The organism is Streptomyces atratus (genome assembly GCF_900119365.1).
GTDB lineage: Bacteria > Actinomycetota > Actinomycetes > Streptomycetales > Streptomycetaceae > Streptomyces > Streptomyces atratus_B.
Map to the genome: position 1 here is coordinate 1 of NZ_FPJO01000010.1, position 15,396 is coordinate 15,396.

A 15,396-nucleotide genomic window follows, 5' to 3' on the forward strand; every position below is an offset into this window, starting at 1 on the left:
TCATGCGGGAGTGACTCCTGGGGGTGTGGTGGTGCCGTCCGGTGTCGGCGGCGGCGGGGCGGGGCGGGGGCCCCTGTGTGGTGCGGGACGGGGGTGAGCGGGTCCGGTGGTGTGTCCGGGCCGGTCGTGGTTCCCCGTGATGACAGCCATGGTTAGCGGCGGCCGTGGCGGGGGTCAATGATGTGACGTACTACCCCAATACGGAGTAATGTCCGAAATGAGACGCTCTGGACTGGTTCTGCACCGTTCGGGCGGGGGTCGTGTCTACTACCCGCCCTAGGATGTGACGTGGCCCCTATGGGTGGCATCACACCCACGGGGTCATTTCGGCGCCCTTCCGAGCCCTTTGCGGGGCCGCCGCCGGGGGTCCGCGTGCGGCGATCCGCGGGCCGGGACCTGTGTACTGGGCACCGGTGGCCTTCTCTTGCCGGTGCTAGCACGCGCGCGCTAGCGTGTTGCTGTGCCCAAGACACAGCTGAACGTGAGAGTGGACGAGTCCACCGCCGAGGCCGCGCGGCAGCGCGCGCTGCAAAGGGGGATGAGCGTGAACCGGTACATAGAAGAGCTCGTGCGGCAGGATGCGGGCGAGGTCGGACACACCTTCGTCGAGGCCGCGGCCGACTTCATGAAGCAGTACGAGGCGGTGTTCGCCGAAGAGTTCGGCCCGGAGTGCAAAGGCACGCGTTGAACCTGCAGATCGACCTTTCCTGGCTGCTCATGGTGGCCGAGCACAAGACCCCCGGCGATCCGCAGGTCGTCGACTGGGGCGCGCTCGTGGCCGCGGTGGCCCGTCATGAGGCCGAGATCTTCGGCAGCCCCGTCTACAGCGACCCCCACTCCCGGGCCGCTGCCCTCCTGCAGTTGCTGCTCCACGTCCCCGCGCTCGAACACTCCAACGCGATGTTCTCCTCGGCCGTCGCGTACGGATATCTCGTCGCCTCCGGGCTCAAGGTCATCACCTCGCCCGAGCAGGTGCGTGACCTCGCCAGGATGGTGAAGGAAGGCAAGGCGGACGTGCGGGCCATCGCCGACGAACTCCGCCAGTGGAGCCTGTGACGGCCCCGGCGCGCGACGGCGGGCCGATGCCTCAGTCCAGCACGGCCGGGCGGCGCGCCACCCCCAGCACGCAGGCCGAGGTGGGCAGCCGGATTCCCCACTCCGGCATCCGTACCCTGCGGTAGGTCTCCACCACCAACCCGGCCCGCTCGATGGCGGCCAGGGTGTCGCGCGACGTATGACACCCGCCCGTCACCAGCGGCCAGACCGTACGGTCCAGCGCCCGCTGCGTCGCCGCCATGGCCCGGTCGTCGGCCCGTACATGCTCGAAGAAGCGCAGCTCACCGCCGGGCCGAAGCACCCGCACGAGCTCCGCGAGCGAACGCTCCACATTCCGTACGGTGCACAGCACCAGTGAGGCGACGGCCCCGTCGAACGCCTCGCTCTTCACCGGCAGCGCCTCTGCCGCGCCCGGCACCACATCCACCGGGATTCCCGCCCGCAGCGCCGACCGCACCGCCAACTGCCGAAGGCTGCGTTCGGGTTCGATGGCCACCACCTCCGACACCGCGGGCGGGTAGTGCGCGAAATTCAGGCCATTGCCCGCACCGATCTCGATGACCCGGCCGGACAGGCCGGCCAGCAGCTCCGAGCGCACCGCGCCCAGCCCCGCCTTGGTCTCCGCGGCCACGCTCATCCGGGCGTAGAACCGGGCGAAGACGGGGTGGTGCACGGCATCCTCGGGGATTCTCGTGCTGCGCAGACGCATGACGGACCTCCTCGACCGGGCGCTCGGGCAGAAAGCACGCTACTTGGATTCTCCCCCGTCCCGAGCGGCTCAGACGCTCAGCCGGCGGGCCGATTCCCGCCCAGCTCCTCCGCTAGCCAACTCCGGGAACGCGCACGGAAGTCGGCGGGCTCCAAGGCCCCCGCACCGGCCGGCACCGCCCCCAGCAGCGGGGCGCCCGCCACCACGGGAAGGTCCGCCAGATTGCAGCGCACCGCGAGGTCCGGTTCGCCGGGCATGCTGCCCACCACCACACCGAGGCACTCCAGCCCCCGGTTCCGCAGCGCCTCAGAGGTCAGCGCGGTGGTGTTGAGCGTGCCCAGACCGGCGGGCGTCACCACCAGCACCGGGGCGGCCAGCAGCCGGGCGGCGTCGGCAAGGGTCGAGCCCTCGTCGTCGAACCTGACGAGCAGCCCGCCCGCACCCTCGACCAGCACCAGATCGTGCTCGGTCGCCAGCTTCTGGGCCGCTTCGGCGATCTCGTACGGCCGCACCGGCGGGAGACCGGACCTGCGGGCCGCGGTGGCGGGTGCCAACGGTTCGGGGAACCGCGCCAGTTCGACCGCGGTGACATGGCCGCCCGCCAGCCGTGCCACTTCGGCGGCATCACCCGGTTCGCCGGGGGCCAGCCCCGTCTGCGCGGGCTTCAGCACCGCGACACGGCGGTCCGGGCACGCCGCCGCCACCGCCGCCGTCACGACGGTCTTGCCGATCTCCGTGCCCGTCCCCGTCACTACCAGAACCGTCATCTCATCCCTCTCGCGCAGCCGCGCACACGGCGCGGCAGATCCGTGCCACGTCCTCGTCACCCGTCACATAGGGCGGCATCGTGTAGACGAGATCGCGGAACGGCCGCAGCCACACCCCTTCCCGTACCGCGGCCCGGGTCGCGGCCGCCATGTCCACCTCGTGATCGAGCTGTACGACGCCGATCGCACCCAGTACCCGTACATCCCGCACCCCGGGCAGCTCCGACGCCGGGGCGAGCCCTTCCCGCAGTCCGGTGCCGATCCGCTTCACCTCCTGCTCCCAGTCCTGGCCGAGCAGCAGATCGACGGAGGCGCACGCCACCGCGGCGGCGAGCGGATTGCCCATGAACGTCGGCCCGTGCGCGAGCACCGGCACCTCGCCGCGCGAGATGCCCTCCGCCACCCGGGAGGTGCACAGCGTCGCCGCCATCGTCAGGTAGCCGCCGGTCAGTGCCTTGCCCACGCACATGACATCGGGCGAGACCCCGGCGTGCCCGGCGGCGAACAGCTTCCCCGTACGGCCGAAACCTGTGGCGATCTCGTCGAAGACCAGCAGCACGTCGTGCTCGTCGCACGCCTCGCGCAGCACCCGCAGGTATGCGGGGGAGTGGAACCGCATCCCGCCCGCGCCCTGTACCACCGGCTCCACGATCACCGCGGCCAGCCGGTCGGCGTGCTCCGCGATCAGTTCCCGCAGGTGCCGGACATACGCGGCATCCGGTTCGGCGTCGAAACCGGCCGGGGGCTCGTCCGCGAAGACCTGGCGGGGCAGGACACCCGACCAGAGCTCATGCATGCCGCCCTCGGGGTCGCACACCGACATCGGCTGCCAGGTGTCGCCGTGGTAGCCGCCGCGCCAGGTCAGCAGCCGCTGCTTGGCGGGCCGCCCGGCCGAGCGCCAGTACTGCAGACACATCTTCACGGCGACCTCGACGGAGACCGACCCCGAGTCGGAGAGGAAGACATGCCGCAGCGGCTCGGGGGTGATCTCGACCAGCCGGGCGGCCAGCCGCACGGCGGGCTCATGGGTGAGCCCGCCGAACATCACATGGCTCATCCGGCCCAGCTGACCACGGGCCGCCTCGTTGAGCACCGGATGGTTGTAGCCGTGCACCGCCGACCACCAGGACGACATGCCGTCGACCAACTCCAGCTGCCCATGGGCCGGTTCCGCCAGCCTCAGCCGCACCCCGGACGCGGACTCCACGATCAGCGGCTCCTGACGCCCCGGCATCGGGCCGTACGGATGCCAGACGTGGGCCCGGTCCAGGGACCGCAGCTCGGCGGGGGAGAGGGCCTCAGGCATTGGGGGCGAGATCCGTTCCCGCGCCGCGACGGCGGACCGCCACCAGATCCGTACGGGCCGCCGGGACCCCGGAGGCGGTCGCCTCCTCGGACGCCTCGGAAGCCGTCGCCTCCCCGGCTTCCCCATGCGCGTCACCACAGGGGGCGCATCCGCCGTCGTGCGAACCGCATCCGCCGCCCGGCTGCGCCCGGTGCGCGGGCAGCGTCGCCGTTCCCGCCCCCTCCACCTCGAAACCGGCGTCCGCGATCATGTCCAGGTCCGCCTGGCCCGCCTGCCCCTCACTGGTGAGGTAGTCGCCCAGGAAGATTGAGTTGACCAGGTGCAGGGCCAGCGGCTGCAGCGAGCGCAGATGGACCTCGCGCCCGCCCGCGAGCCGCACCTCCACGTCCGGGCAGACGAACCGGACCATCGCCAGAATGCGCAGACAGCGCTGCGGGGTGAGGTTCCACTCCTTGGCCAGCGGGGTTCCCTCGAACGGGATCAGGAAGTTCACCGGCACCGAGTCCGGGTCCAGTTCGCGCAGCGAGAAGACGACATCGACCAGGTCGGCTTCACTCTCGCCCATCCCGGCGATCAGCCCCGAACACGCCGAGAGCCCGGCGGCCTGCGCCTGCTGCACGGTCTCCACCCGGTCCGCATAGGTGTGGGTGGTGGTGATGTCCCCGTACGTCCCCTCGGACGTGTTGAGGTTGTGGTTGTACGCGTCGGCACCCGCCGAGCGCAGCCGGTCGGCCTGCCCGTCGGAGAGCAGACCGAGGCAGGCGCACACCTCGACGCCCTCGTGTCGCTCCTTGATCGCCTCGATGGTCTCCGACACCCGGTCGACGTCGCGGTCCGTCGGACCGCGGCCGCTCGCCACCAGACAGACCCGCTTGGCACCGCCCGCCACCCCGGCGGCGGCGGCCTTCGACGCCTCGTCCGGTTTCAGCCAGGTGTACTTGAGGATCCCGGCCTTGGAACCGAGCCGCTGCGAGCAGTACGAGCAGTCCTCGGGGCAGAGACCGGACTTGAGATTGACCAGATAGTTCAGTTTCACGCGCCGTCCGAACCACTGACGGCGCACCTTTCCGGCCGCGGCCACCACTTCGAGCAGATCGTCGTCGGAGGTCGCCAGTACGGCGAGGGCTTCTTCGCGGGTCGGCAGCTCGCGCCGCAGCCCCTTGTCCACCAGCGTGTTCAGGAGGTCCATGGCGAAGATCCTGGCCTACGGCACCGCCCACAGCCAAGGAGGAACCGGACAACAGAGCCCGGCAAGGGTGTGTGTATTGCCACACCATGACCTGCTGCGCCCACGGTTAGGGTCTGTGAGCTGCCTACAAAAGGGACCGCTCATGTCCTTGGACCCGTTCGACTGGATCGACGAGGAGGCGCGCCGCCGCGCCGACGCCGGACTCGTCCGTACTCTGCGCCCCCGGCCCGCCGCCCCCGTACTTCTGGACCTCGCGAGCAACGACTATCTGGGGCTGACCCGGCACCCCGACATCACCGCCGCCGCGGCCGGGGCCGCACGCGAATGGGGTGCGGGCGCTACCGGATCGCGACTTGTCACCGGCTCCACCGCGCTGCATGCCGAACTTGAGAACGAGCTGGCCGAATTCTGCGGTTTCGAAGCGGCGCTGGTGCTGTCGTCCGGCTACGCGGCCAACCTTGCGGCGGTCACGGCGCTCACCGGCCGTGGCTCGCTGATCGTCTCCGACGCGGGCAACCACGCCTCGATCGTGGACGGTTGCCGGCTCTCGCACGCCTCGACCGCCGTCGTCCCGCATGCCGATCCCGACGCCGTACGCAAGGCTCTGCGGTCGCACGAGGGGCGGGCGCTGGCCGTCACCGACTCGGTCTTCTCGGTCGACGGCGACGCGGCACCGCTGCCCCGGCTGGCCGAGGTGTGCCGTACGGAGGGCGCCGCGCTGCTCGTCGACGACGCGCACGGCCTGGGCGTGCTGGGGGAGGGCGGCCGGGGCGCGCTCGCCGCCGCCGGTCTCGCGGGCGGAGGGGGAATCGTCACCACGCTCACCCTCTCCAAGTCCCTGGGCAGCCAGGGCGGAGCGGTCCTCGGACCGGCCCGGGTCATCGAACACCTCGTCAACACGGCCCGTACGTTCATCTTCGACACGGGTCTGGCGCCGGCCGCGGTGGGTGCCGCACTGGCGAGCCTGCGGCTGCTGCGCCGCGAGCCGGAGCGGGCCGGCCGGGCCCGCGCGGTCGCCGCCGCGCTGTACGAGCGGCTGACCGCGGCCGGTCTGACCGCCGTGCGGCCCGACGCGGCCGTGGTCTCGGTGCGTGCCCCCTCGGCCGACGCCGCGGTGCGCTGGGCGGCCGACTGCCGCACGGCCGGAATCGCGGTCGGGTGCTTCCGGCCCCCGTCGGTGCCCGACGGGGTGTCCCGGCTGAGGCTGACGGCGCGAGCCGATCTGACCGAGGAACAGATCGCCACCGCGGTGTCGGTCGTGCGGCGGACCGCTCCCGTCAGCTGACCGGAACCCGGTGCAGACCGGCGACGAATGAGGTCCAGGCCGCCGCGGAGAACCACAGCGGTGGCCTGGACACATCCTTGGAGTCCCGTACGGCCAGCCGCCCGTCACCGAACGGTGCGGCCTCCACACAGTTGTTCATGCCCGTGCTGCGGCTGCTGCGCCGCCACCGTAAGCCGTGCTGTGCGAGGCAATCCGACATGAGGCCTCCCTCGGGCGCTCCGGGGTTCACTGACCGTCGCGGTCGATCGTGGCGATGAGGTCCAACGAGTGCTCCGGCGACAGCGCGTGTGCCTGCATCGTGCGGAAGGCCGAGCTGTACGCCTCAAGGTCTTCTTTCCGCTCCAGATAGAGGCTACTCGTCAAATGGTCGAGAACGACCACATCTAGATCAGAAGTGCTCGGAAATGAGAAGATAACGAAAGGTCCGGTGAGGCCGGCATGGCCGCCCACCGAGAATGGCAGCAACTGAAGTTGCACATGGGGAAGTTGAGCCACCCGGGTCAGATGGCGCAGTTGCTCCCGCATCACCCGGCGCCCGCCGACCTCGCGCCGCAGCACCGCCTCGTCGAGCACCGCGCTCAGCCGCAGCGGCGGATCGGTCCGCAGCACCCCCTGCCGGGCCAGCCGCACCTCCACCAGCGAGTCCAACTGGCCGGCGGGCAGCCCGTCCAGCGATGCCCGGGTCACCGCACGCGCGTAGTCGGCCGTCTGCAGTAGCCCCGGCACCACCGAGGTCTCCAGCGTGCGCGCCGTCCGCGCCTGGGACTCCAGACTGATGAAGTCGCGGTACTGGGGCGGGATCAGACCGCGATAGGCGTGCCACCATCCGGTGCCGCCACCGCCCGCCGAGCCCGCCAACGTGGCCAGGAGGTCCCGCAACTGGGTGTCGTCCACGCCGTACGTGTCCAGCAGCCGGGTCACGTCGGCCGGCCGCACCCCGCTCACCCCGGTCTCGATCCGGCTCACCTTCGACTGGTGCCAGCCGAGTATCCGCGCCGCGTCCCGACTGGTCAGTCCCGACGCGTGGCGCAGACTCCGGAGCTCCTCCCCGAGCTTGCGGCGTCGAACCGCAGGGCCGTGCTGCATCCGCGGCCTCCCTCCCTCTTTAGCCGAGCGGACAGTGTGCCGCCCGCATACGGTCTCGTGTGGCAGGGTTCACCGCATTGAGCGACAGATATATGCATATCTTGGTGGATCGCCGTCCCAGGGGGCAGCATCAATGGCAATCTGGCGCGAAGCACAACCCGGACCGATCGCGGGTCTGTCCGGGTGGGAAAGGGACGGCTCGCCATGGCAGACCATCAGGAAGCAAGCGTCACTCTGCCGAGCGAGCCGGTCGCGGTCTCGGCGGCCCGCAGGTACGTGGACCGGGTGCTCGGCGAATGGGGCATGGTCGCCGACACCGACTTCGCCGACAGCATTCGGCTCATCGTCTCGGAGCTCGCGACCAACGCCGTCCAGCACACCTTCGGGCAGTCGCCCACCTTCACCGTGGACCTCCGGCTGGAGCGGGAGGAGCAGCTGCGTCTGGGAGTGACCGACAGCCACCCCCGCTGGCCCAGGCGGCTGCCAGCCGCCGTTCAGCAGGACAACGGGCGCGGCATGGTGATCATCCGCACCCTGACCAAGGAGTGCGGGGGACGGCTCATCGTCACGCCCACCGCCGACGGCGGCAAGACGGTGTGGATCGCGCTTCCGTGGAGCGTCCCCGTGCAGAGCTGACCGGCGCGTTCCGGCTGACCGCCCGCCCGCGCGGTCACCCGGCTTCCGCGTCGGCCCCGCCCCCCCCGAACCCGCCGAGCCCAGGTCCCGCCCGGCGGAGCACGGCCGGGGGCGCGGCCCTGATCCGCCGGGTACGACCCGCCTCAGCGGACCCGGCCGTAGTAGACGCTCTTGGTCCAGATCTTCTCCAGCCGGACCACCGCGCCGGTCCTCGGCGAATGCCAGATCTTGCCCTTGCCGGCGTAGATGCCCACGTGGTAGATGCTGCGGCCGGAATGGAAGAAGACCAGGTCGCCGCGTTGCCTGTGCGAGGCCGAGATGTGGCGGGTCCTGTTGTACTGCTGCTGGGCCGTGCGGGGGAGCTTCTTGCCCGCCTTCTTGAACGAGTAGAGCGTCAGCCCCGAGCAGTCGAAGCGGTTGGGGCCGGTGGCCCCCCACCTGTACGGCGATCCCTTCTTCGATGCCGCGATGTTGAGCGCCTTCATCGACAGAGTCGCCGCCTGGGCGTCCGTCGCGGCGCCCGGGGCGAACATGGTGGTGCCGACAGCGGCGAGAGTCAGAACCGAGGCCGTACCGGCCCGGACGAGCAGAGACGGGACATGAACCTGCGCAGTCATGCGCAACCCTTCGTCAGCCGCCTGTGAAGGATGACCTGTCGGGTTCGGGCTGGCGAAGTTGCCCGGCCGCTTGCGGCGGCTTCACCCCGAGGGTCGACCGATGTTCAGGCCGACCCGTTGTGCTCGGGTCCTCCACTCCTGCCGATCCACTTCTGTCGACCAGTCATCCGCGCGGCGGCAGGACTCGGCGTCCGCCCGGACCGCCCCGCCGCGGTGGCGGGGGCTTGTCGTCCCAGGGATCTTGACTCACAGACTGCCGGATTTCCGAGCTGAAACAGGGATTTGTGAGGCTCCTCACGACTGATCCATTCGGGTGGACATGGTGCTTTCCGAGGCTCCGGCGGTGAATCCGACCGGTGTCGTACCAGGGGTGGAAGGGGGGATTCCGATCACAGTCCACTCAGAGAACGCAAGTTGAGCAGTCCCTCGTGAGAGGGGCTTCCTACGCCGAACGAGCGAGGATTTTCGATCGGACCGCCGGGCGTGTCGGGTACGGGAGTTGGGTGACGGCCACCGGCCGTCGGACGCCGGGGCAGGGGAAGTTGGCCCGGCCCCGCCGTACGCGCGGAGCGCGGAAGCCGATCAACTCGTGGGAGCGGGGGGTACGGTGACGCGCCCGGCCCGCCGTTCCCCGTCCAGTATGCGCAGTGCCCGGGCGAGCGTCGTGGCGTGGATCTGCGCCTCCCCGCGCTCGTGCATCGATGCGAGCGCGTCCCGCAGCGCGCCCGCGTGCGATACCAGCGCCTGTGCGGCGCGCAGGGCGCCGTAGGTGTCGCTGCCGCGGGCCGGGTTGATCCGGCCGAGCTGGTCGAGGACTTCGAGGTAGCGGTCGATGAACTCCCCCTCGGCGCACGTCAGTGCGGGAAGGGGCGGGAACTCCGGTGGTCGCATAGGGGGTTCACCTCGCGCCGTGCGGGCGGAGCGAGGACTTCCGGTTCTCCAGGACATGGTCCACCAGCCCGTACGCCTTGGCGCCCGCCGCGTCGAGAATGAGGTCGCGCTCGATGTCGTCGGTGATCTGCCCGGCGTCGCGGCCCGTGTGACGGGCCAACAGCGTGATGAGCATCGTGCGGACCCGTTCGAGTTCCTTGGCCTCGATCTCCAGGTCGGACGGCTGACCCTGCATCGGTTCGGTGAGCTCGGGCTGTCGTACGACGACCCTCGCGCCGGGCAGTGCGTGCCGTCGGCCGGGGGCGCCGGCGGCGAGCAGCGCGGAGGCGCAGGAACCGGCCTGGCCGAGGCAGTAGGTCTCCACTTCGCAGGTGAGGTACTGCATCGTGTCGTAGATCGCGGACATGGCCCCGAACGAGCCGCCCGGGGAGTTGATGTAGAGCGAGACGGGGCGGTCCGGGGCGTCGTGCTCCAGGTACATCAACTGCGCGATCAGATCGCCGGCCGCGGCGTCGTCGACCGGGGTGCCGAGGAAGATGATCCGTTCGGACAGCAGCTTGGAGTACGGGTCGAGGGTGCGGGTCCCGTTGGTCGTGCGCTCGGTGAACTCGGGCAGTACATGACGGGCGGTGGGACGGAACAGCATGGCGATGCCTCTCCTCCGGGGTCTGCACGGGTCTGCGCGGTCTCTTTACGGGGCCGCACCGACTTTGTAAAAAATGTACAGGACGTACAGAAGGTTATGATGGGAGCAGATCCTGGTGATCCACTGAAAGTCCCAGGTCAGAGGCTGTTTTGGCTGTTCGCTGAGAGTGGATATCTCACATTCTCTCTAGGTGTCTTGATCAACAGGCGCCTCGACCGGGTGCCCCGCAGCACTGCATGGCTCAGCGGCACGTACTGGTACGCGGCGGAACGCGCAGCGGTCGCTTCGTGCAGCTGCCTGTGACACGACTCGACGCGGCCTGCTCGTCGAGGAATCCGAGCAGCGGGCGCTGCCGCACCCACACCGCGCGCACCGAGGCACCCCGCGAGGCGGCGGCTGCCAGGGCATGGTCCAGGGCGGCGCGGGCCGACGGGCTTGGCGACGAGATCGCTGTCGAAGTGGTCGAGCGAGCGATGCGCTGGCCGGCCGCGTGGTCGAGCGTGTCGCACAGAATCCTCATGTCCGGGAGACCTTCAATCGCGCGCAGGCCGAGAGGATTTGTGAGGCCCGGGGAGAGACGGCCGCCGGGTGCCTCGGTTCCGTGCTTTCGGTCGTGCGGTGCATGCTCCTCCGGGGTCGGCGAGTCGGCCCCCGCTTCCTTGTGCGCCGCCGTGCGTGCCGTTCATCGTGTTCCGAGCCATCGTCGACCTCCATCGCTCCGGTTGGATGCCGCACCTGCTCCGCCTGAGCCCCACTGGATGACTACGCGTTGTTCATCGCCGGGACCGTCGCTGGGTCCTCTGCGAGGGGCTCCGCGGATTCCACGGCTATCGCCCCGAGTGCCGGTGCGGGCATGGAAACCTCCATGTCGGGCACCGCGTTCAGTCGTGGGCGACGACGGCGACGGGTGCCGGGGAGTGGTGGATCACCGCGTGGGCGATCGGGCCGATGCGGGTTCCCAGGGGGACCTGCGGATACAGCGGCCGACGACCACGAGATCCGCGTCGGCGAGCAATGCTCAGTACCTGTGGATCACTCCTGACGGAAGGAGGCGTACCTTCCCGATGGATCGATCGATAGGTCATCGAGCAAGGCCGACGTTGCCGCGTCGGCCGGGAAGGCACGCTCGTGCTCACGGTAGTCAACGAGAACGGCGCCAGGCCAAGTGGCAGTTCGCTGTTGGATGAGGTTGTTCGGGCGTCATCTCCTGGCTGAACTGGGTGATCCGGCTCCGTGACCAGTCCTGCCTGACCGGCACAGTCCAGGCGACGGTCAGCCCCTCTGGCCACGGCCCCATCGCCGAGGTCGCGTGGGTGGTGGGCACCCCGTGGCAAGGAAGCGGCATCGCCACCGAGGCAGCCCGAGGACTCGTCGATTGGCTCAGCCGGCAGCCGGTGCACAGCGTCATCGCCCACATCCACCCTGAACATCGGGCATCCGCTGCCGCCGGCCTCGCACCCACCGACGAATGGCGCGACGGCGAGATCCGATGGCACCGGATTATCAGGCGATCTTCAACGATCCACAGGTATTGACTATTACTCGCGTCGGCGGCGCAGTGGACCAACTGCTCTCCGGGAGAGCCCACAAGTGCCTGCTCGACGACGTCCACCGACGGGCACTTCTGCCGCCAGGGCATCAGCAGTCAGGCAAGCGCGCGGTCGATTTTCGCGTCCGTCTCCTGGCGGACCCCTGATCGAGCAGGGGATCCTGGGCCACTACCAAGGGAAGTGACCAACCGTGCGCGATCCACGGCACGCAGTCACGCCGTGCGGCTTCGTCGAAGGCGAAAGCCAGCAGCGCGTCGCAGGGCTGATGGACGTCGACATCGACGACCAGGTCACGATAGGGGCCGGTACGGGGGCGGTGGCTCGTCGTCCTGCCGCTTGGTCGCCCGCACGAGGATGACCGGCCGCTCGATGCTACTGATCGTGGCCATGTCAAACGAGCGGATGAAGAACACCGTGATGCGGCTGAGCCCACGCGAGCCGAGCACCAGTAGGTCCGCCTCGCTCGCCTCGGCGGACAGGGCCGCTGGGGGTCGTGCGGAGAGCCGCCCGGTGGTCATGTCGAGCCCGGGATGGCGCTCCCGCAGGTCGTTTGCGACCTCGGTGAGCATGCGGTCGGACCCACGTTCCTGCGTCTCGAAGCTGCTCACCGGCATGGCGACGGATACGGGCCGGTCCTCGGCGTAGATGAGGCGCAGCGGCAGGCTGCGCAACGCGGCCTCATCTGCTGCCCATGACGCTGCCCAGCGGCTTTCGGGCGAGCCATCCACGCCGACGGTCAGATGACGGGTCATGGTGCGGACCTTGGGGGTTGTCGTCCAAGAACGACTGCACGAGCCAGGCCAGCACGGGATCCAGCGGGCCAGGGTCAGGCGCGCGGCTTCCGGCCCTGAAGACGCACAGGCGCCGGATACGGACGATCCGGATGCGGAGCCTCTTCGGCTGATGTCCCAGGCCCGTGGCCGGCCTGCGCTACGGAACAAGGCCGCAAGGGGCACACCACCGGGACCTCTCGGCCCAAGTGCGCAACCTGCCGCTGACGCAGCCTGGGGGTGTGGACACGGTCGGCACCGTGCGGAGCAACCGCGGCGGCCGGAACCTGGGAGGACACCGATGAACAGCACCTTTCTCCACGGACTGCCGGCGGAGGGCCAGGACCATTTGATGGCCTGCTCGCACGAGGTCTCGTTCCCCGCAGGGACACGGATCTTCAACGAGGGCGACCCCGCCGACCGGTTCTGGATCATCCGCACCGGCGCCGTCACGCTCGATGTCCAGGCACACGGCCGCCGCGCCGCCACGGTGGAGACGCTGGGCCACGGCGATCTGCTCGGCTGGTCCTGGCTGGTCCCCCCGTATGCCTGGCGACTGGGGGCTGAGGCCTACAGCCTGGTACGGGCCCACGAGTTCGACGCGAAGGCCGTACGCGGGCTGTGCGAAGTGGATCCCGCATTCGGCCTCGCACTGACCCGCCGCGTCCTGGAAGTGGTCACACACCGGCTACAAGCCACCCGGATCCGGCTCGTCGATCTCTACACACCCCATGGCAGCGGAGTGACGCAGGTCCCACAGTGAATCTCCTGCGGCATCCGGACGGAGGGACGCACAGCCGAGTGGAAGAGCCGGATCTCTCTTTGAGGAGGTCAGGACGACGATGGCCCGCGTCGTGCCGACAGTGTTGCGTATTCGCGGCTGAAGCCCGCAGCTCGATGACGCTGAGGAAGCAGTCAGGGGGGCGACCTGATCATCCCCACGCAAGGGCCTGGCGCTCAGCGTTGCTGGCATCCAACGCAACGCGCACTCGGCCGCACTCCTGGCCGTGGGACCGCCGGCCCTCCCCGCCGGGCCGAACGTCACTGGTCGGCGGAGCGGCGCGGTGCTGTCATGGGTAGGGGAGACGGCGTGGACGAGTCGGCAGGCCCCAGAGGCCGGTACGGCCGCGCGTCGTCCGCCCGGGCGGTCCGATCTCGGCTGCCCGTCGCAAAGCGGAGGAGGTCGGTGCCATGCTGCACCGCCGTACGGTCGGCGACGTGATGACCGAGGAGGTCCTCACCCTCCGCCCCAACACACCGCTCCAGGAGGTCACCGCCCTGCTGGACGCGAATGACATCGTCGCGGCCCCGGTCGTCGACGACGACGGCGCCCCCATCGGCGTCGTGTCCGCGTCCGACGTGCTGCGGCACGAGACCGGCATGCCCGATCCGCAGGGGCAGGACGGGAACGACGAGCGCGCCTGGGGCAAGGCCCGGGCCCGGACCGCGGGCGCGCTCATGAGCAGCCCCGTCTTCACCGCCCGCGCCGACTGGACGATCCCCCGGGCCGCGCGGGAACTCCGCAGGCGGCACGTCAAGCAGCTGCCCGTGGTCGGCGACGACGGGCTCCTCACCGGCATCGTCAGCCGCAGCGACCTGCTCGACGCCTTCATCCGCTCCGACGTAGAGATCCGCGGCGAGGTCGAGCAGGACGTCCTGGGACGCATCCTCGGCCTGGACGAAGGCACCGTCGCGGTCGAGGTCCACGACGGGGTTGTCGCCCTGCGGGGCCACGTCCCGGAACCACGTCTCGTCCCGGTGGTCGTGGGCCTGTGCCAGGGCGTCGACGGCGTCGTCGCCGTGGACGCACACCTCGCCGCCGCCCGGGAGGGCTAGCCAGCCCTGCCGTTAAAACTCCCGCCCTCGGGAGGCTGGTGGGTCTTGCACGGTCGCGTGTCGCCTAACAGCTTCGAAAACAGATAACGTCGAGTGATGACAGCGGGACGTGTTCGACGTGTCCGCGGCCGTGGTGAGTGCCCACGCAGCAGTCGTATTTGGCGTTGTGAACGTCGCACTGGCTGCACACCTGAGTGACAGGCAGGCGTGGCAGCGCATGCCTGAATTCATCAAGGCGTTCGCCGACGCCAGTTTCCTTCATAAGGGAAGTTTGTCGGCGTGCTTTGAACCGTGACCCCCTATCGGTCGATGAAAAGTGACCCCTTCCGTGATCAAGTGATCAGTCTGGCTCCATGGGAGTCAGGTGGAAGAGGTGATCGGTGTGGAGGACTGGGCTGAGATCCGGCGGCTCCACCGTGCGGAGGGTATGTCGAACAAGGGGATCGCGCGGCATCTGGGGATCGCCCGGAGAACTGTGCGGCGGGCCGTGGCCAGCGACGATCCGCCGAAGTACCGGCGGGCGCCGAAGGGCTCGATCGTGGACGCGATCGTCCTCGTCTGGGAGAACCTAAATGTCCACAAAGCCGAAGGACTTCGGAAGTTCGCCGCCACCCGGGACTGGCTGGCCATCTACTACCTGCCGCCCTATGCACCCGACCTCAGCCCCGTCGAAGGTACCTGGTCCCTGCTGCGGCGCGGTTGGCTCTCCAATGTCGCCTTCACCACGCCGGAACACCTCATGCAACGAATCCGAAGTGGCCTGCGGCACATCCAATACCGCAGCAACCTCATAGACGGCTGCCTCACCGAAACTGGACTGACGGTCAACCCCTGACCGTCGCAGAAGACATCACGATTTCAACCGCAGTAATTGCCTGTCAGCGATTCCGAAGCAATGGGGTGATAGGAGGTGCGCTGCCTCACTCGTGACGCGATTCCGGCATCCAGAGCCGCTTAAATACACACAGAAGAAATCAAAAAGGCTCACCAAGGCCTGTATCCCGGGGTCTGGTACACGCAGGTCCGGGGCCCGGTACCCCGTATGTGTTCAC

Annotated in this window: 19 protein-coding genes, 2 pseudogenes and 1 riboswitch; of the genes and pseudogenes, 9 read left to right on the forward strand and 12 right to left on the reverse strand. The window is 69.5% G+C overall.

Features of this window, described 5'->3' with window-relative positions; all coding sequences use genetic code 11:
- The first annotated feature begins 460 nt into the window (after positions 1-460).
- A complete protein-coding gene (locus tag BT364_RS18375; protein WP_072486274.1) occupies positions 461-688 on the forward strand; it encodes an antitoxin in 228 nt (75 codons plus the stop codon).
- Positions 685-1,056, forward strand: a complete 372-nt coding sequence (locus BT364_RS18380; protein WP_072486275.1) for a fic family toxin-antitoxin system, toxin component — start codon at positions 685-687, stop codon at positions 1,054-1,056. The genes BT364_RS18375 and BT364_RS18380 overlap by 4 nt, the downstream gene beginning before the upstream one ends.
- Before the next feature lie 31 nt (positions 1,057-1,087).
- Here BT364_RS18380 and BT364_RS18385 read toward each other — a convergent pair whose 3' ends face one another.
- From BT364_RS18385 to bioB, 4 genes are all read right to left on the reverse strand, one after another.
- A complete protein-coding gene (locus BT364_RS18385) occupies positions 1,088-1,765 on the reverse strand; it encodes a class I SAM-dependent methyltransferase (RefSeq protein ID WP_072486276.1) in 678 nt (225 codons plus the stop codon).
- Positions 1,766-1,842: 77 nt separating this feature from the next.
- Positions 1,843-2,532, reverse strand: a complete 690-nt coding sequence (gene bioD, locus BT364_RS18390; RefSeq protein ID WP_072486277.1) for a dethiobiotin synthase — start codon at positions 2,530-2,532, stop codon at positions 1,843-1,845.
- 1 nt (position 2,533) lies between these two features.
- Complete coding sequence (locus BT364_RS18395; RefSeq protein ID WP_072486278.1) at positions 2,534-3,838, reverse strand: adenosylmethionine--8-amino-7-oxononanoate transaminase; 1,305 nt, start codon at positions 3,836-3,838, stop codon at positions 2,534-2,536.
- Entirely contained in the window at positions 3,831-5,027 is a 1,197-nt protein-coding gene (gene bioB / locus BT364_RS18400; RefSeq protein ID WP_072486279.1) for a biotin synthase BioB, read from the reverse strand. Before bioB ends, BT364_RS18395 begins: the two co-directional genes overlap by 8 nt.
- A 142-nt stretch (positions 5,028-5,169) precedes the next feature.
- On the opposite strand from bioB, the gene BT364_RS18405 reads away from it, so the two are divergent.
- Positions 5,170-6,312: an 8-amino-7-oxononanoate synthase gene (locus BT364_RS18405; protein ID WP_072486280.1), complete on the forward strand. Its 1,143-nt coding sequence runs from the start codon at positions 5,170-5,172 to the stop codon at positions 6,310-6,312.
- Here the strand turns inward: BT364_RS18405 and BT364_RS18410 are convergent.
- On the reverse strand, positions 6,305-6,511 hold the full coding sequence (locus BT364_RS18410; protein WP_072486281.1) for a DUF397 domain-containing protein: 207 nt from the start codon (positions 6,509-6,511) through the stop codon (positions 6,305-6,307). The two genes, BT364_RS18405 and BT364_RS18410, sit on opposite strands and share 8 nt — an antisense overlap.
- 26 nt (positions 6,512-6,537) lie before the next feature.
- Complete coding sequence (locus BT364_RS18415) at positions 6,538-7,398, reverse strand: helix-turn-helix domain-containing protein (protein ID WP_072486282.1); 861 nt, start codon at positions 7,396-7,398, stop codon at positions 6,538-6,540.
- 204 nt (positions 7,399-7,602) lie between these two features.
- On the opposite strand from BT364_RS18415, the gene BT364_RS18420 reads away from it, so the two are divergent.
- Positions 7,603-8,034, forward strand: coding sequence for an ATP-binding protein (locus tag BT364_RS18420; protein ID WP_072486283.1), 432 nt, complete (start codon positions 7,603-7,605; stop codon positions 8,032-8,034).
- A 143-nt stretch (positions 8,035-8,177) separates the two neighbouring features.
- Here the strand turns inward: BT364_RS18420 and BT364_RS18425 are convergent, their stop codons facing one another.
- The 5 genes and pseudogenes from BT364_RS18425 to BT364_RS43080 all read right to left on the reverse strand — a co-directional run.
- Positions 8,178-8,651 carry a C40 family peptidase gene (locus BT364_RS18425; protein ID WP_072486284.1) on the reverse strand — a complete coding sequence of 158 codons (474 nt, stop codon included), beginning with the start codon at positions 8,649-8,651 and terminating at the stop codon, positions 8,178-8,180.
- Positions 8,652-8,654: 3 nt separating this feature from the next.
- A riboswitch (cyclic di-AMP (ydaO/yuaA leader) is annotated at positions 8,655-8,819 on the reverse strand.
- A 414-nt stretch (positions 8,820-9,233) separates the two neighbouring features.
- Positions 9,234-9,542, reverse strand: coding sequence for a hypothetical protein (locus BT364_RS18430; RefSeq protein WP_072486285.1), 309 nt, complete (start codon positions 9,540-9,542; stop codon positions 9,234-9,236).
- A 7-nt stretch (positions 9,543-9,549) separates the two neighbouring features.
- Positions 9,550-10,185 carry an ATP-dependent Clp protease proteolytic subunit gene (locus BT364_RS18435; protein ID WP_072486471.1) on the reverse strand — a complete coding sequence of 212 codons (636 nt, stop codon included), beginning with the start codon at positions 10,183-10,185 and terminating at the stop codon, positions 9,550-9,552.
- 244 nt (positions 10,186-10,429) lie between these two features.
- Positions 10,430-10,708 (reverse strand): hypothetical protein, encoded by a 279-nt coding sequence (locus BT364_RS40965; RefSeq protein WP_143166507.1) that lies wholly within the window; start codon positions 10,706-10,708, stop codon positions 10,430-10,432.
- Positions 10,709-11,069: 361 nt separating this feature from the next.
- Positions 11,070-11,194 (reverse strand): annotated as a pseudogene (locus tag BT364_RS43080) (universal stress protein); the annotation flags it as partial.
- Between the two features lie 196 nt (positions 11,195-11,390).
- On the opposite strand from BT364_RS43080, the pseudogene BT364_RS18440 reads away from it, so the two are divergent.
- Positions 11,391-11,723 (forward strand): annotated as a pseudogene (locus tag BT364_RS18440) (GNAT family N-acetyltransferase); the annotation flags it as partial.
- A gap of 305 nt (positions 11,724-12,028) precedes the next feature.
- Here BT364_RS18440 and BT364_RS41585 read toward each other — a convergent pair.
- On the reverse strand, positions 12,029-12,490 hold the full coding sequence (locus BT364_RS41585) for a universal stress protein (RefSeq protein ID WP_072486286.1): 462 nt from the start codon (positions 12,488-12,490) through the stop codon (positions 12,029-12,031).
- Positions 12,491-12,809: 319 nt separating this feature from the next.
- Between BT364_RS41585 and BT364_RS18450 the strand changes: the two genes are divergently transcribed.
- From BT364_RS18450 to BT364_RS44585, 4 genes are all read left to right on the forward strand, one after another.
- On the forward strand, positions 12,810-13,271 hold the full coding sequence (locus BT364_RS18450; protein WP_072486287.1) for a cyclic nucleotide-binding domain-containing protein: 462 nt from the start codon (positions 12,810-12,812) through the stop codon (positions 13,269-13,271).
- A 428-nt stretch (positions 13,272-13,699) separates the two neighbouring features.
- The gene (locus BT364_RS18455) at positions 13,700-14,344 is read left to right on the forward strand and encodes a CBS domain-containing protein (protein ID WP_072486288.1); all 645 of its coding nucleotides are present in this window, start codon (positions 13,700-13,702) and stop codon (positions 14,342-14,344) included.
- A gap of 109 nt (positions 14,345-14,453) precedes the next feature.
- Complete coding sequence (locus BT364_RS40975) at positions 14,454-14,639, forward strand: DUF2797 domain-containing protein (protein WP_143166509.1); 186 nt, start codon at positions 14,454-14,456, stop codon at positions 14,637-14,639.
- 78 nt (positions 14,640-14,717) lie between these two features.
- The gene (locus BT364_RS44585) at positions 14,718-15,179 is read left to right on the forward strand and encodes a transposase (RefSeq protein ID WP_107408256.1); all 462 of its coding nucleotides are present in this window, start codon (positions 14,718-14,720) and stop codon (positions 15,177-15,179) included.
- Positions 15,180-15,396: the final 217 nt, after the last annotated feature.

What these genes read in the sequence shown, in the direction of transcription:
- BT364_RS18385 (WP_072486276.1), bottom strand. Translation starts at nt 1,765, where the DNA reads ATGCGTCTGCGCAGCACGAGAATCCCCGAGGATGCCGTGCACCACCCC.
- bioD (WP_072486277.1), bottom strand. Translation starts at nt 2,532, where the DNA reads ATGACGGTTCTGGTAGTGACGGGGACGGGCACGGAGATCGGCAAGACC.
- BT364_RS18395 (WP_072486278.1), bottom strand. Translation starts at nt 3,838, where the DNA reads ATGCCTGAGGCCCTCTCCCCCGCCGAGCTGCGGTCCCTGGACCGGGCC.
- bioB (WP_072486279.1), bottom strand. Translation starts at nt 5,027, where the DNA reads ATGGACCTCCTGAACACGCTGGTGGACAAGGGGCTGCGGCGCGAGCTG.
- BT364_RS18405 (WP_072486280.1), top strand. Translation starts at nt 5,170, where the DNA reads ATGTCCTTGGACCCGTTCGACTGGATCGACGAGGAGGCGCGCCGCCGC.
- BT364_RS18410 (WP_072486281.1), bottom strand. Translation starts at nt 6,511, where the DNA reads ATGTCGGATTGCCTCGCACAGCACGGCTTACGGTGGCGGCGCAGCAGC.
- BT364_RS18415 (WP_072486282.1), bottom strand. Translation starts at nt 7,398, where the DNA reads ATGCAGCACGGCCCTGCGGTTCGACGCCGCAAGCTCGGGGAGGAGCTC.
- BT364_RS18420 (WP_072486283.1), top strand. Translation starts at nt 7,603, where the DNA reads ATGGCAGACCATCAGGAAGCAAGCGTCACTCTGCCGAGCGAGCCGGTC.
- BT364_RS18425 (WP_072486284.1), bottom strand. Translation starts at nt 8,651, where the DNA reads ATGACTGCGCAGGTTCATGTCCCGTCTCTGCTCGTCCGGGCCGGTACG.
- BT364_RS18430 (WP_072486285.1), bottom strand. Translation starts at nt 9,542, where the DNA reads ATGCGACCACCGGAGTTCCCGCCCCTTCCCGCACTGACGTGCGCCGAG.
- BT364_RS40965 (WP_143166507.1), bottom strand. Translation starts at nt 10,708, where the DNA reads ATGAGGATTCTGTGCGACACGCTCGACCACGCGGCCGGCCAGCGCATC.
- BT364_RS41585 (WP_072486286.1), bottom strand. Translation starts at nt 12,490, where the DNA reads ATGACCCGTCATCTGACCGTCGGCGTGGATGGCTCGCCCGAAAGCCGC.
- BT364_RS18450 (WP_072486287.1), top strand. Translation starts at nt 12,810, where the DNA reads ATGAACAGCACCTTTCTCCACGGACTGCCGGCGGAGGGCCAGGACCAT.
- BT364_RS18455 (WP_072486288.1), top strand. Translation starts at nt 13,700, where the DNA reads ATGCTGCACCGCCGTACGGTCGGCGACGTGATGACCGAGGAGGTCCTC.